The organism is Pseudoxanthomonas japonensis (assembly GCF_010093445.1).
Taxonomy (GTDB): Bacteria; Pseudomonadota; Gammaproteobacteria; order Xanthomonadales; family Xanthomonadaceae; genus Pseudoxanthomonas_A; species Pseudoxanthomonas_A japonensis.
Map to the genome: position 1 here is coordinate 1 of NZ_PDWW01000041.1, position 14,186 is coordinate 14,186.

The 14,186-nt window shown below is 67.1% G+C and carries 12 protein-coding genes; 8 read left to right on the forward strand and 4 right to left on the reverse strand.

Annotation, left to right across the window (positions count from 1 at the left end; all coding sequences use genetic code 11):
* Positions 1–1,655, forward strand: a 1,655-nt coding sequence (ggt, locus tag CSC78_RS18375) for a gamma-glutamyltransferase (RefSeq protein ID WP_162339316.1), incomplete at its 5' end; no start/stop codon positions are given.
* Positions 1,656–1,799: 144 nt separating this feature from the next.
* Positions 1,800–2,690, forward strand: a complete 891-nt coding sequence (locus CSC78_RS18380; RefSeq protein WP_162339317.1) for an MBL fold metallo-hydrolase — start codon at positions 1,800–1,802, stop codon at positions 2,688–2,690.
* An 86-nt stretch (positions 2,691–2,776) separates the two neighbouring features.
* Here CSC78_RS18380 and upp read toward each other — a convergent pair whose 3' ends face one another.
* Together upp and CSC78_RS18390 are read right to left on the reverse strand one after the other, a co-directional pair.
* Positions 2,777–3,409 carry a uracil phosphoribosyltransferase gene (gene upp, locus CSC78_RS18385; RefSeq protein WP_162339318.1) on the reverse strand — a complete coding sequence of 211 codons (633 nt, stop codon included), beginning with the start codon at positions 3,407–3,409 and terminating at the stop codon, positions 2,777–2,779.
* 109 nt (positions 3,410–3,518) lie between these two features.
* On the reverse strand, positions 3,519–5,894 hold the full coding sequence (locus tag CSC78_RS18390; protein WP_162339319.1) for a TonB-dependent receptor plug domain-containing protein: 2,376 nt from the start codon (positions 5,892–5,894) through the stop codon (positions 3,519–3,521).
* Positions 5,895–6,111: 217 nt separating this feature from the next.
* Here CSC78_RS18390 and CSC78_RS18395 point away from each other — a divergent pair, with 217 nt between their 5' ends.
* The 3 genes from CSC78_RS18395 (at position 6,112) to CSC78_RS18405 (ending at position 9,319) form a co-directional block, all read left to right on the forward strand.
* The gene (locus tag CSC78_RS18395) at positions 6,112–7,227 is read left to right on the forward strand and encodes a phytase (protein WP_379609470.1); all 1,116 of its coding nucleotides are present in this window, start codon (positions 6,112–6,114) and stop codon (positions 7,225–7,227) included.
* A gap of 20 nt (positions 7,228–7,247) precedes the next feature.
* Positions 7,248–8,606 carry a purple acid phosphatase family protein gene (locus CSC78_RS18400; protein WP_162339321.1) on the forward strand — a complete coding sequence of 453 codons (1,359 nt, stop codon included), beginning with the start codon at positions 7,248–7,250 and terminating at the stop codon, positions 8,604–8,606.
* 113 nt (positions 8,607–8,719) lie between these two features.
* Complete coding sequence (locus tag CSC78_RS18405) at positions 8,720–9,319, forward strand: inorganic diphosphatase (protein ID WP_162339322.1); 600 nt, start codon at positions 8,720–8,722, stop codon at positions 9,317–9,319.
* A gap of 117 nt (positions 9,320–9,436) precedes the next feature.
* On the opposite strand, the gene CSC78_RS18410 is transcribed toward CSC78_RS18405, so the two are convergent.
* Positions 9,437–10,933 (reverse strand): aminotransferase class III-fold pyridoxal phosphate-dependent enzyme, encoded by a 1,497-nt coding sequence (locus CSC78_RS18410; RefSeq protein ID WP_162339323.1) that lies wholly within the window; start codon positions 10,931–10,933, stop codon positions 9,437–9,439.
* A gap of 119 nt (positions 10,934–11,052) precedes the next feature.
* On the opposite strand from CSC78_RS18410, the gene CSC78_RS18415 reads away from it, so the two are divergent.
* The 3 genes from CSC78_RS18415 to tgt all read left to right on the forward strand — a co-directional run bounded on the left by CSC78_RS18415 (position 11,053) and on the right by tgt (position 13,863).
* Positions 11,053–11,484 carry an Lrp/AsnC family transcriptional regulator gene (locus CSC78_RS18415; RefSeq protein ID WP_162339324.1) on the forward strand — a complete coding sequence of 144 codons (432 nt, stop codon included), beginning with the start codon at positions 11,053–11,055 and terminating at the stop codon, positions 11,482–11,484.
* Positions 11,485–11,540: 56 nt separating this feature from the next.
* Complete coding sequence (gene queA, locus CSC78_RS18420) at positions 11,541–12,575, forward strand: tRNA preQ1(34) S-adenosylmethionine ribosyltransferase-isomerase QueA (protein ID WP_162339325.1); 1,035 nt, start codon at positions 11,541–11,543, stop codon at positions 12,573–12,575.
* A 151-nt stretch (positions 12,576–12,726) separates the two neighbouring features.
* Entirely contained in the window at positions 12,727–13,863 is a 1,137-nt protein-coding gene (gene tgt, locus CSC78_RS18425) for a tRNA guanosine(34) transglycosylase Tgt (protein ID WP_162339326.1), read from the forward strand.
* A 53-nt stretch (positions 13,864–13,916) separates the two neighbouring features.
* On the opposite strand, the gene CSC78_RS18430 is transcribed toward tgt, so the two are convergent.
* On the reverse strand, positions 13,917–14,186 hold a 270-nt coding region (locus CSC78_RS18430), incomplete at its 5' end, for a transposase (RefSeq protein ID WP_162339327.1).

Genomic DNA, 14,186 nt, shown 5'->3' on the forward strand with positions numbered 1-14,186 from the left:
CCCACCCGCCCGGCACCGCCATCGCCAGTGCGCATGCGCTCGCCACGCAGGCGGGGCTGGACGTCATCGCGCAGGGCGGTAATGCCTTCGACGCGGCCATCGCAGTGTCGTCGACGCTGTCGGTGGTGGAGCCGATCAGTTCGGGCCTGGGCGGTGGCGGCTTCTTCCTGCTGCATGACGGCAAGACCGGCAAGGATGTCTTCATCGATGCGCGCGAAACCGCGCCGGCCGCGTCGACGCCCGACAAGTACCTGCTGCCGAATGGCGACTTCAACCGCGACCGCGCAGAGAACGGTCCGTGGGCGGCCGGCATCCCCGGACTGCCGGCCGCCTTCGTCCACCTGGCGGCGAAGTACGGCCGGCTGCCGCTGAAGACCTCGCTGGCGCCGGCGATCCGCACGGCGCGCGAAGGGTTCCCGGTGTATGCGCGCATGGCGCGTGGCTATCAGGCGCGCCGCGAGGTGATGGAGCGCTACAAAGGCACGCGTGCGGTGTTCCTGGCGAACGGGCAGCCGATCAAGGAAGGCGACATCTTCCGGCAACCCGACCTGGCACGCACGCTGGAGCGCCTCGCCGCGCAAGGCTTCGACGGCTTCTATCGCGGCGAGACCGCGAAGCTGCTGCTGGCCGGCGTGAAGGCCGAGGGCGGGCAGTGGACCGCGAAGGAACTGGCCGGCTACACCGTGCGCGAGCGCGAGCCGCTGACGTTCAAGTACAACGACTGGCAGGTGACGACCGCGCCGCCGCCGTCGTCCGGTGGCGTGGCGCTGACGCAGATGCTGCAGATCCTCGACGCCTACGACCTGTCGAAGCTGGACGAGGCGCAGCGCACGCACCTGATCGTGGAGTCGATGCGCCGTGCGTTCCGCGACCGCACGTTCTATCTGGGCGATCCGGACTTCGTCGAGATCCCGATGAAGACGCTGACCAGCCCGTACTACGCGGCCGGCCTGCGCGCGACGATCAATCCGCAGAAGGCAACGCCGAGCGACCAGCTGTCGGGCCAGCAGACGCCACTGGAAGATGAGGAGACCACGCACTTCTCGATCATTGATGCCGAAGGCAACCGCGTCGCCGGCACGCAGACAGTCAATTTGCTGTACGGCTCCGGCCTGGTGCCGCCGGGTACCGGCGTGCTGCTGAACAACGAGATGGACGACTTCGCGCTGAAGCCCGGTACCCCGAACGCCTTCGGCGTGATGGGCTACGACGCCAACGCGCCGAAGCCGGGCAAGCGCATGCTCAGCTCGATGACGCCGACCTTCATGGAGTCGCCGGACAAGGTCGCGGTGCTGGGTACGCCGGGCGGCAGCCGCATCATCACCATGGTGTTGCTGGGCGTGCTGGGGTACGACGCCGGCCTCGACCCGCAGGCCGTTGCGGCGCTGCCGCGCTTCCACCACCAGTGGATGCCGGACCTGATCGAAATGGAAACCGACGCGCTGACGCCCGCCTCGCAGCAGGCGCTGGAAGCCATGGGCCACAAGTTCAAGGTGCCCGGCAACGCCGCGCAGGGTGGCCGCGGCTCCAGCCACGTCTGGGGCAACCTGCAGACGGTGGAATGGGACAAGACCACCAACACGCTGCATGGCGGCAGCGATCCGCGCAACAACGTCGGCGCGGCGAAGGTAGTGGAGTCGGCCGCAACGCCCTGATTCCCGCGTTGTAGGAGCGCCCCATGGGCGCGATGCTTTTTTGAATGAGGCAGCGAAGAAGCATCGCGCCCATGGGGCGCTCCTACAAAAGCCGTACAGGGTGGGGAGATGTCCCGGGCCTGCGGCGGGCGTAGAATCCAGACCATGAAACTCTGGTCGCTGCTGGGCAATTCCCAGAAACTCGATGGGGGCGCGATGTTCGGCAACGCGCCGCGTGCCATGTGGGAGCGGTGGTCGCCACCGGATGCGGAGAACCGCATCGAACTGGCCTGCCGCGCGCTGCTGGCGCAGCCGCTGAACGGCAAGACCGTGCTGTTCGAGACTGGCATCGGTGCGTTCTTCGATCCGCGGATGCGCGCGCGCTTCGGGGTGCAGGAAGAGCGCCACGTGCTGCTCGATTCGCTGCAGGCGGCGGGCTTCTCGCACGAGGACATCGATGTGGTGGTGCTCAGTCACCTGCACTTCGACCACGCTGGTGGTCTGCTGTCGCCGTGGCAGGAGGGCAAGGCGCCGGAGCTGCTGTTCCCCAACGCGACGTTCGTCGTCGGCGCGGACCACTGGCAGCGGGCGCTGAAGCCGCATCCGCGCGACCGCGCCAGCTTCATCCCCGAGCTGCAGCCGCTGCTGGAAGCGAGTGGGCGGCTGGAACTCGTTTCCGGCGACACCGCTAACGTGCTCGGCGACGCCGTGCGTTTCAGTTTCAGCGATGGCCACACACCCGGCCTGATGCTAGCGGAGATCGTCGGGCCGGAACGCGTGGACGGGCAGGCGCATGGTGGCGTGGTGTTCTGCGCCGACCTGATCCCCGGCCGCTCGTGGGTGCACGTGCCGATCACCATGGGTTACGACCGCAACGCGGAACTGTTGATCGACGAGAAGCGCGCCTTCCTCGAAGACAAGCTGACCCGCAACGTCCATCTGTTCTTCACCCACGACCCGGGCTGCGCCCTGGCGCAGGTGACCCGCGACGAGAAGGGCAAGTTCGGCGTCGTCCACGAAGTGGCGGAACTGCAGGCGCGCCCGCTGGCGGCCTAGAGCGGAGCTTGCTCCGCTGCTTTGCGCTTGCCCGGCAGCGGTCGGAACGACGGAGGAGTCGAGCAAGCTCGACTCTACTAACGACCTCAGCCGATCCGCGTGCCGAAGATGCGGTCGCCGGCGTCGCCGAGGCCGGGCAGGATGTAGCCCTTGTCGTTGAGGCGCTCGTCGATGGCGGCGGTATAGACTTCGACATCGGGATGCGCCGCTTCCAGCGCCTTCAGGCCCTCCGGCGCGGCGACCAGGAAGATGCCCTTGATCCGCTTCGCACCGGCGCGCTTCAGCATGTCGATGGTGGCGATCAGCGTGCCGCCGGTGGCCAGCATCGGGTCGAGGATCAGCGCGTCGCGCTCTTCCAGCCGACCGGTCAGCTTCTCGAAGTAGGGCACCGGCTGCAGCGTTTCCTCGTCGCGCTGCAGGCCGACCACGCTGACGCGCGCGGTCGGGATCAACGCCAGCACGCCCGGCAGCATGCCCAGGCCGGCGCGCAGGATCGGCACCAGGGTGATCTTCGCGCCAGCGATCTTCTTCACGTCGACCGGTCCGGCCCAACCCGACATCGTCTCGGTCGTCAGATCGAGATCGGCCGTCGCCTCGTATGCCAGCAGCGTGCCCAGCTCGGTGACGAGCTCACGGAAGTCCTTGGTGTTGAGGCCGGCGTTGCGCAGCAGGCCGATCTTGTGCTGGACGAGCGGGTGGCGGACTTCGACGGTCTTCATGGCGGTGCAGGGGCGGCGGGAGATGCGGTCAGTCTGCATCAAACGCCGCGACCCGACAAAGAAGAAGCCGGCATGCGCCGGCTTCTCCCTTCATCGCGACCGTCGGGTGTCAGAACGCCCAGCGCATGACCAGCTGGTAGCTCGGACCGGCTTCTTCGGTCTCCAGCTCGTACTCGTCGTAGTCGCGGTCGATCTGGTCCTGCAGGGTGTTGAACTTGTCGAAGAACTCGTCCTTGCTCGCATCCAGCAGGTTGTTGGCGCTCAGGCGCACCGACACGCTCGTGCCGAAGCGCTTCTCGAGGAAGACGTCCAGTTCGCCGCCGTAGCGGATCACCACTTCCTCGCCCAGCAGGCGCGTGTAGGCGTCGCCCTGCTTGCGGTAGGTCGCGCCGAAGCTCGCACCCAGCGTCGGCAGGTCGTGGATGAAACCGATGTTGTAAACCGACTTGGCCTGATCGTTGAAGCGGCGCTGGCCCATGAAGTCGTCGACCTTCGACTTCACCCACGAGTAGTTGGCGAACACGCCGGTGTTGTCCAGGCCGATGGCCGACAGCGGCGTGGAGACGTCGAACTCGACGCCGTAGACCTTGCCGTCGCCGACATTGGCTGAGGTGTACAGGAAGCTCGAGGCCGGTTCCTGCGCCATCGCATCGGCCAGGTCGACGGCGTCGCCGTCCTCGATCAGCTCGTCCCACACGTCCTGCATCTCTTCGCTGGGCTCGCCGGTGTTGACGATCTCGATGAGGTCCTTGACGTCGCGGTAGAAGAAGTTCAGCCCGACCACGCCCTTGCGGCCGAGGCGGTGCTCGAAGCCGAGGTCCAGGCCGTTGGCGGTCTCCGGGTCCAGCTCGGGATTGCCGATGTAGTCGTTGTCGCCGAACTCGCCGTCCAGCAGCGCCGGCAGCAGCTCGTTGAAGTTCGGTCGCTTGATGGTCCTGGCCAGCGACAGGCTGATGCGGTCCGCATCGCCCAGGTTCCAGCGCAGGTTCACCGACGGCAGCAACTCGTTGTAGTCCTTGCTGACCCGTCCTTCGCTCTCCTCGTCCTCGAGGTATTCCACCTTCGACCTGGTGGTTTCGTAGCGCAGGCCAGCCTCCCAGGAAAAAGCATCGCCCTTGCCGCTGAGCATGATGTACGGATCGAGTCGCCTTTCCTCGATCACTGAAGCCACGCTGCCGTCCAGTTCGTAGGCCGCGAGGGAAGCGGGGATCTCACCTTCCTCCTCAGCCTCCCACTCGTAGCTCACCAGCAGGCCTTCGCGCTTCTTGGTGCGGTAGTCGACGCCGAACTCCAGCTCGGCGTCGCCCACCTGCCGCACATGGCCGAGGTGGAAGCCGGTCTCCGCGTCCTTGGCAGTGACCGATTCGGCTTCGTAGACGGTCTCGTCCCACTCGGCGTCGGCCGGGATGCTCCACGTGTCGTCCCAGTTCTCCGCACCGCTGACGTAGACCTGTTCGCCCTCGGTGGTGGCCTGCGAATTCTCGAAGCGCGCATGGTCCACGCTCACCTCGGTACGGCCGCCGGCCATGTCGAACCTGTATTCGGCCCCAATGCCGTAGTTCTTCTGGTCGTACGGGTCCCGGCCGGGGACGCGCAGGTTGATGGTTTCGTCGTCGTCCAGCTCTTCCTCGAACGACACTTCGGTCACGTCGCGATCGGTCTTGACGTAGAAGGCATCGAGGCTGAAGCGGCCGGTATCGCCCACGTCGGCGGTGTAGGACAGGTTGGCCGAGTAGTCGCGGCCGTCCTTCACCTCGGTCTGGTCTTCCCAGCTGACCTTCTCTTCCTGCGTGTTGTCGGTGAAGCGGTCGGAACGCTTGGTCTTGGCGCGGTAGCGGTCCTGCACGTTGATGCCGGCCAGCAGGCGGCCGCCCAGCGCCTCAGACGAGGTCACCGCGCCGAAGGTCGGGTTGATCTCGCCGTCGTCCCAGCGGTTCACGCCCACGCGGATGTAGCTGCCGGTGAATTCGTACGCATCGCGCAGCACGATGTTGATGGCGCCGGCCATGGCGTCGCCGCTGCGGTTGGCGCTGGCGCTGCGCTTGATCTCGATGTGGTCCACCATCTCGGCCGGAATGCGGTCGACGTAGAACGAGCGGTCGTCACCGGCGCCGGGCACCTTCTTGCCGTTGATCAGCACCTGCGTGTAGCCGCCGCCCAGGCCGCGCAGCTGCACGCCGTCGTACTCCATGATGTCCGAGCCGACGAAGCCCACGCCCGGTACGCGCTTGAGCATGTCGCCCACGGTGTTCGGCTCAAAGCGCTGGAAATATTCCAGGTCGTAGACCAACGTGGGCGCGATGTCGTCGGTACGGTCGCGGTAGGCGATCTCGGCCTGCACCACCACGGTGTCCAGTTGCTTGGGATCGCCGGCGGTACCGGCGTCCGGCGCCTGGTTCTGGGCGGTGGCGGCGAGGCTGGCCGGCAGCAGGGCCGCGCAGAACAGCGCCTGCGAAAGCGAAGCGGCCAAGGCATTGCGTTTCATCGTGTGTCGTCCCCGTGACGAAAGTAAACGGCACTTTGTAATCACGTCACATGGCGACCACATGACAGCCAGGTTCCCGCGCGGTGACAGGTACTCGCGCGCAGCGCACTGACACGAAAATGTCATCGCGGCTGCGTAGAACATGGCAGTTTGTTGACGCCTTCATGTCATGGGGACCCCAGTGAAATCACGCATTGCCCTGCTTGCGATTCCTTTCCTGCTTGCCGCGTGCGGCGGCAAACCCGATACACCGGTTGCGGGTGCCACGGCGATCGAGACGCCGGCGCGCGAAAAAGAGCCGGACGAACATGTCGAGAAGGATCCGCTGCTGAGCGAGGCGAAGATCGCGCACGTCGTGGTGCCCGAAGCTTTCATCACCGCAGCGACGCCGGCGGAGAACGTCGACTCTCCGGCCAGCTGGCGCGCGGCCGATGGCACGCGCTGGCTGATCGCCACCGCGAAGGACACCCACCGCCTGGTCGTGTACGACGGCAGCACCGGCAAGCAGCTGCGCACGGCGTCCGGCCCGGGCCCGGAGCTCGGACAGATGCAGCGCCCCAACGGCATCGCCGTGATCGACGATCTGGTGCTGGTGGTCGAGCGCGACAACCGGCGCGTGCAGGTCTTCCAGCTGCCGGACTTCACGCCACTTCTCGTATTCGGTGCCGACGAGCTGAAACAGCCATATGGCCTGTGGGTGCGCCCGCAGAAGGGTGCGTACGAAGTCATCGTCAGCGACAACTACATGTCGCCGCAGAACGAGGACCTGCCGCCGCCGCTGGCGGAGCTGGGCCAGCGTTTCAAGCGCTACCACCTGCAGCGCGCCGAGGGTGGCTGGAAGGCGAGCCTGGCCGGCACGTTCGGTGACACGGGCGAAGCCGGCGCGATCCGCATCGCGGAGTCGGTGTTCGGCGATGCCGCCAACGACCGCCTGCTGCTGGCCGAAGAGGATGTCGCGGTCGGCACGCGCCTACGCGAGTACGGCCTGGACGGTGCGTATCGTGGCCGCGACATCGGCGCGGACCTGTTCAAGGCGCAGGCCGAGGGCATGGCGCTGGCGCAGTGCGCGGGCGGTACCGGCTACTGGATCGCGACCGATCAGTTCAAGGACCGCAGCGTGTTCCACGTTTTCGACCGCAAGACGCTGGACTACAAGGGTGCTTTCGCCGGCAACAAGACCGCGAATACGGACGGCGTGTGGCTGGACCAGAGCGCGGACGACCGGTTCCCGCAGGGCGTGTTTTACGCGGTGGACGATGACCAGGCGGTGGCCGCGTTCGACTGGCGCGACATCGCAAAGGCGCTGTCGCTGCCGGAGTGCCGCGTCGAATGAAGCGTGCAGGGGACACGGGGATGAAGTGGCTGCTGGCCATGCTGTTGCTGGGGACCTGCACGACGGCGCTCGCGCAGGAAGCGACGGCACGCCAGCCCGAACCGAACACGCGCGTGCCGCAGGGAGTGATGCGCTATGCGCCGAGCGGCTTCCCGGACCGGATCGTGGCCTCGCCTGCGCAGGATGCCCGCACCGGCTTCTCCGTGGCCTGGCGCACGGACACTACGGTCGGCGCGCCGCTGCTTGAGATCGTCGTCGCCGGCGATTCGCCCGACATGGGGGACCAGCGTCGCATCACCGCCACCAGCGTCGCACTGAAAACAGAGAACGGCAGCGCACACCACCATCGCGCCGACGTCGACGGGCTGCAGCCGGATACGCTGTACGCCTGGCGCGTGCAGGGCGACCGCACGTGGAGCGCCTGGCATCACACACGCACGGCGGCGAAGGCATCCGCGCCGCTGACGCTGCTGTACTTCGGTGATACGCAGAACAAGAACGTCAGCCTGACCACCCGCGTCGTGCGCGAGGCGATGCGCCATGCGCCCGACGCACGGCTGGCGCTGTACGCCGGCGATCTGGTCAGCGGCGGCGATGGCGAGGACGACAACGAGTGGGGCGAGTGGTTCGAGGCGAACGAGGTGCTGCCGACCTCGCTGGTCGTCGCGCCGGCGCCGGGCAACCACGAATACTTCGAGGAGTTCGAGGACACCCCGCAGGAGCGCCGCGTGCTGGGCGCGCACTGGCCGGTGACCTTTGCGCTGCCGGGCAATGGTCTGGCGGAGGCGAAGCGGACCACATACTGGTTCGACTACCAGGACGTGCGCGTGGTCGTCATCGACGGGACGTCCGCGCTGGACCTCGGCACCGCGAAGGCGCAGGCCGCCTGGCTGGACCAGGCGCTGGCCTCGAACCCGCATCGCTGGAGCATCGTGCTGACGCACCAGCCGTTCTTCTCGCCGCGCGAAGGGCGCGACAACGTGCCGCTGCGCAAGCACCTGCTGCCGGTGATCAGCAAGCACAAGGTCGATCTGGTGCTGCAGGGGCACGACCACGTCTATGGGCGCCTGAAGAGCCCGCCACCGGTGTTCGTGGTGTCGGTGACCGGCGCCAAGCAGTACAGGCTGTCGGATGAAGCGCGCAGGACGATGCGACCGGTCGCCGAGGATACGCAGCTGTTCCAGGTGCTGCGCTTCGACGGTCCGCGCCTGCGTTATGAAGCGCGCACGGCGACGGGGCGCTTGTACGACGCGTTCGATCTCGTTGACGGCGGGGAGAGGGGCAAGCAACTGGTCGAGCGCGATGAAGATCGAATCGACGAACGCGCCTGCACGCGCGCCGAAACCCTGAAGGGCCGCACCGACCGGTGCTGGGAATGACCCGTCGCTGTAGAGCCGAGCTTGCTCGGCTGCTGTTCTCACGCATCGCCGACCCTCTACAAAAGCAGCGGAGCAAGCTCCGCTCTACGGTGTCCCCCTACAAGGAGTCGACCATGAAGCACGTTGCCGCTGTCGCCTTGCTTCTTTTCTGCGCGAGCGCGTCCGCCCGTGAAGCCCACATCCGCCACCCGTTTCTCGCCGAGCAGCCGAAGGCAGCGCCGGAGGAAGTGTTGCTGGCCGTGGAGATCCCCGCCGGCAGTTTCACCAAGTACGAGATCAACGACGAGGGTCTGGTCTACGTGGACCGCTTCCAGTCGATGCCGGTGGCGTATCCCGCCAACTACGGCTCGATGCCGCGCACCCTGGCCGGCGACGGCGATCCGCTCGATGCGCTGGTGCTGACGCGCGAGCCGCTGCATCCCGGCGTGCTGGTGAAGTTCCGTCCGATCGGCGTGCTGCGCATGATCGACGCGGGCGAGCACGACGAGAAGATCATCGGTGTGCCGACCGACAAGGTCGACCCGACCTACGCCACCATCCGCGACCTGGCCGACCTGCCGGAGATCGAGCGCCAGCGCATCGAGGCGTTCTTCCGCGTCTACAAGGACCTGCCGAAGGGCCGCAATCCGGTGCAGCTCAACGGCTATGGCGATGCGAAGGAAGCGAAGGCGCTGATCCGCGAATCGCTGGACCGTTTCGTCGCGAAGCCGTAGGGCGGGCCCAGGCCCGCCATCGTACGCGATGAGCAGACGTGGCGGTTGGAAGCCCCAATGACGGGCAAGAAAAAGGCGAGCCGAAGCTCGCCTTTTTCGTCGCACGGGCCGAGAGGATCAGGCCGCCGCGGCCTGGCTGATGCGCGGACCTTCGCGCAGCGCCTTGCCGACCATGCCGACCAGCAGGTCCAGCTCTTCGCCATCCATCGCGAAGTGAGGCGTGAAGCGCAGCGAGTTGGCACCGCCGTGGATGACGTTCAGGCCCTGCTGGCGCAGCCATTCCTCGGTGGAACCGGTGCCGTAGCACTTGAACGCCGGGGACAGTTCGCACGAGAACAGCAGGCCGGTGCCCTGCACGTTGGTGATCAGGCCGCCGAGTTCGCCCTGCAACTGCTGCAGCTTCTGCACGGCTTCGACGCCGCGCTTGCGGATGTTCTCGCGCACCTGCGGGGTCAGCTGGGCCAGCGTGGCGCAGGCCACGTCTAGCGCACGCGGGTTGGTGGTCATGGTGTTGCCGTACACGCCCTTGCGGTACAGGCCGGCGGCGCGCTCGTTCACCGCAAGCACCGACAGCGGGTACTGCGCGGCGTTCAGCGCCTTGGAATAGGTTTCCATGTCAGGCGCGTCCAGGCCTTCGAAGCCCGGGTAGTCGACGATCGACAGCACGCCGTGCGCACGCAGGCCGGCCTGGATCGAGTCGACCAGGAACAGGCTGCCGTGGCTGCGGGTCAGCTCGCACGCGGCGGCGTAGAACGCCGGCGGCACCGAGCGGCCCGGGTCGCCTTCGCCCATCACCGGCTCCAGGAACACGGCCTCGACGAACCAGCCCTTGGCCTCGGCGTCGGCGAAGGCCTGCTTCAGCGCGTCCACGTCGTACGGCGGGATGGCGATGACCGAATCCTCGCCGCGGTAGCTGGCCAGGTGCTGCTGGTAGGACTTGCGCGAGGAATCCGAATACAGCGCCGGGCGTTCGGTACGGCCGTGGAAGCTGCCCTTCACCACGATGCGCTTGATGGCGCGGCCGGCGTGACGGCCGTCCGGATCGGTCATCAGCTTGCTGTTGATGTCGGCGATGCGCGCGGCCAGGCCGACGGATTCGGAACCGGAGTTCAGGCACAGGAACTTGGCGAACGGACAGCCGCCGCGGGTGTGGCCGATCTCGTTGCGCAGGGCGCGGTCGAAGCGCAGCTGCGACAGGCTGGGCGTCATGATGTTGGCCATCACCTGCGGGCGGGCCATCGCCTCCAGCACGGCGGCCGGGGTGTGGCCGAAGCCGAGCATGCCGTAGCCGCCGGCGTCATACAGCACGGCGCCGTTGAGCGTGACCACCCAGGGGCCGCGGGCGGCGAGGGCGATATAGGGGTTGATGGCGTCGTCGGCGTAGAAGTTGACGTAGCCGGCCTGCACCGCGCGCAGCTGCTCGGCTTCGTCCATCGCCAGCAGTTCGGAGAACTCGTCCTGCAGGCGGGCGTGCTCGGCGGCGGCGGCCTCGATGGCGGCGACCAGGTCCGGGTGGCCCTTGGCCAGGCGCTCGATGGTGGCGTCGTCCAGGCCTTGGGTCAGGCGCTGGCCCTTGTGGGCGCGGAGCGGGGCGAGGTGGTCGGTCAGGGCCATGGGAATCCTCCGGCAGCAAGCGGCAAACTCGTATTATCGGGAATAATTCGTCATTTGACAGTTGTGAACTGCGCGGATTTAGGGGATATTTCGTCGATTCGCCGAATCGTGCCTGTTCAATGAAGCTCACCGACGCCGACCAGCAACTGCTCTCAATGCTCCGTGAGAACGCACGGGCCTCCACCGCCCAGATCGCGCGCCGCCTGAGCCTGTCGCGGACCACGGTGCAGAGCCGGATCGAGCGCCTGGAACGCGAGGGCGTGATCAGCGGCTACACCGTGCGCGTGCACGACGAATACGACCGCAGCCACCTGCGCGCGCACATCATGATCGCCGTGCACCCCAAGCAGATGACCTCGGTGGTCGCCGCCCTGCGCGCGATGCCGGAGCTGCGCGTGCTGCACTCGGTCAGCGGCAGCCACGACCTGATCGCCATCGGTGCGGTGCCCAGCGTCGGGGACATGGATCTGCTGACCGACCGCATCGGTGCGCTCGAGGGCGTGGAGCGGACCACGTCGTCGATCGTGCTGTCGACCAAGTTCGAGCGCTGACGACGGGGCGGCCCGGCGGGCTCCCGTACAATGCACGCCCCCGCAAGGCCCCGACCGTGAAGAAGTCCGACTTCCATTTCGACCTGCCCGACGCGCTGATCGCCCAGGCGCCGCTGCCGGAGCGTTCCGCCAGCCGCCTGCTGGTGGTGCCGTCCGGCGATGCGCAGTTCACTGATCGGCACGTGCGCGATCTGCCGGAATTCCTGCGGCCGGGCGACCTGCTGGTGTTCAACGACACGCGCGTGATCCCGGCGCGCCTGTTCGGCCAGAAGGAAAGCGGTGGGCGCGTCGAGATCCTGATCGAACGCCTGCTGCCGGAAAACGCGGCGCGCGCGCAGGTCGGCGCCAGCAAGTCGCCCAAGCCGGGCAGCCGCATCCAGCTGGATGCCGGCGGCGAAGCGGAGGTGGTCGGGCGCGATGGCGAGTTCTACCAGCTGCGCTTCCACGTGCCGGGCGCGCTGGAAAGCTGGCTGCAGAAGGCGGGTCGGTTGCCGCTGCCGCCTTACATCCAGCGTGCGCCGGGCCAGGACGACGACGAGCGCTACCAGACCGTGTTCGCGCGCGAACTCGGCGCGGTGGCGGCGCCGACTGCCGGCCTGCATTTCGACGACGCGCTGCTGTCGGCATTGCGCGACCAGGGCGTGGAGTTCGGCCACGTGACGCTGCATGTCGGCGCCGGCACCTTCCAGCCGATGCGCGTGGACAACATCCTCGAACACCACATGCACAGCGAGTGGCTCAACGTCGGTGCAGCGCTGGTCGAGCAGGTGCGCGCGACCCGCGCCCGCGGCGGCCGCGTCATCGCCGTGGGCACCACCGTCGTACGGGCGCTGGAATCTGCGATGCGTGACGGTGACCTGCAGCCGTTCGCCGGCGAGACCCAGATCTTCATCTTCCCCGGCTACCGCATCCGCAGCGTCGATGCGATGGTCACCAACTTCCACCTGCCGGAGAGCACGCTGCTGATGCTGGTCAGTGCGTTCGCCGGCAGGGACCGCATCATGGCGGCGTATGCCCACGCGGTGCGCGAGCAGTACCGGTTCTTTTCGTATGGGGACGCGATGCTGCTGTTTCCGGAGGATGCCAGGTGAATCGTGACCGTTCCGCGTCAGAAATGGGATCGTCATTCCGGCGAAAGCCGGAAACCATCTTGATTTTGGCTTCCGACCGCAACACCAACAGCCAAATGGATTCCGGCTTTCGCCGGAATGACGGGTATGGGGCGCGTGGCAGGGTGGCCGCATGAGTCGCATGTCCTTCGACCTGCTGACCACCGACGGCGCCGCACGCCGCGGACGGCTGACGTTCCCGCGCGGCACCATCGAAACGCCGGCGTTCATGCCGGTGGGTACCTATGGCTCGGTGAAGGGCATCCTGCCGGAACACGTCGAGGACCTGGGCGCCGAGATCATCTTGGGCAACACTTTCCATCTGTACCTGCGGCCCGGACTGGACGTGATCGGTGCGCATGGCGGCCTGCACGGGTTCGCCCGGTGGACCAAGCCGATCCTCACCGATTCCGGCGGTTTCCAGGTGTTCTCGCTGGCGCACCGGCGCAAGATCACCGAGCAGGGCGTGACGTTCGCCTCGCCGGTGGACGGCAGCAAGGTATTCCTCGGGCCCGAAGAGAGCATGAACATCCAGCGCGTGCTGGGCTCGGACATCGTGATGATCTTCGACGAGTGCCCGCCGGTGAACATCGATGGCAAGCCGGTGGATCCGCGCGTGATCGAGCGCTCGATGGAGCTGTCGCTGCGCTGGGCGGAGCGGTCGAAACGCGCGCACGAAGGCAACGACGCCGCGCTGTTCGGCATCGTGCAGGGCGGCGTGCACCACGACCTGCGAACCCGCTCCGCGGACGGGCTGAAGGCGATCGGCTTCGACGGTTATGCGATCGGCGGGCTGGCGGTCGGCGAGACCGAACAGGAGCGCAACACGACGCTGGAACACACCTGCCCGCAGCTGCCGGCGGACCAGCCGCGCTACCTGATGGGCGTGGGCCGGCCGGAAGACCTGGTGGAAGCGGTCGCGCGCGGCGTGGACATGTTCGATTGCGTCATGCCGACCCGCAACGCGCGCAACGGCCATTACTTCACCTCGTTCGGCACGGTGCGGATCCGCAATGCGAAGTACGAGCACGACCTGCAGCCGATCGAGCCGGGTTGCGGCTGCTACGCCTGCCGCAACGGCTTCACCCGCAGCTACCTTCGCCATCTGGACCGCTGCAACGAGATGCTGGCGCCGATGCTGGGCACCCTGCACAACCTCTGGTACTACCAGCAGGTGATGGCGCAGATGCGGGCGGCGATCGCGGACGGGCGGTTCGCCGACTTCCGGGCCGCTTTCTACGCAGCCCGCGGGATCGACCTCGCCCTTTAGCCGGGATACCGGGCCGCACGCCGTCAGACGCTTTATGTAGGAGCAACTGTCTTTTAGCTGGTTCGCCACTCGGTCTGTTCGCGGACCATGGCGTTGAGGCGGATGAGCAGGACGCGCATGCAGGCGGTGATGGCGACTTTGGCGGCCTTTCCCTGCTGGCGTAGTCGCTGGTAGCGCGCCTTGAAGTCGGCTTGCCTGCGGATCACTGACCAGCACGCCATGTACAGGACACGGCGGATCGCGGCGCGTCCGCCGCGGATGCGGCGTTTGCCGGCGTGTTGTCCGCTGTCCACGTTGTAGGGAGCCAGTCCGGCCAATGCAGC

Excerpts from the sequence above, each read along its gene's own strand:
- CSC78_RS18380 (WP_162339317.1), top strand. The coding sequence starts at position 1,800 with ATGAAACTCTGGTCGCTGCTGGGCAATTCCCAGAAACTCGATGGGGGC.
- upp (WP_162339318.1), bottom strand. The coding sequence starts at position 3,409 with ATGAAGACCGTCGAAGTCCGCCACCCGCTCGTCCAGCACAAGATCGGC.
- CSC78_RS18390 (WP_162339319.1), bottom strand. The coding sequence starts at position 5,894 with ATGAAACGCAATGCCTTGGCCGCTTCGCTTTCGCAGGCGCTGTTCTGC.
- CSC78_RS18400 (WP_162339321.1), top strand. The coding sequence starts at position 7,248 with ATGAAGTGGCTGCTGGCCATGCTGTTGCTGGGGACCTGCACGACGGCG.
- CSC78_RS18405 (WP_162339322.1), top strand. The coding sequence starts at position 8,720 with ATGAAGCACGTTGCCGCTGTCGCCTTGCTTCTTTTCTGCGCGAGCGCG.
- CSC78_RS18410 (WP_162339323.1), bottom strand. The coding sequence starts at position 10,933 with ATGGCCCTGACCGACCACCTCGCCCCGCTCCGCGCCCACAAGGGCCAG.
- CSC78_RS18415 (WP_162339324.1), top strand. The coding sequence starts at position 11,053 with ATGAAGCTCACCGACGCCGACCAGCAACTGCTCTCAATGCTCCGTGAG.
- tgt (WP_162339326.1), top strand. The coding sequence starts at position 12,727 with ATGAGTCGCATGTCCTTCGACCTGCTGACCACCGACGGCGCCGCACGC.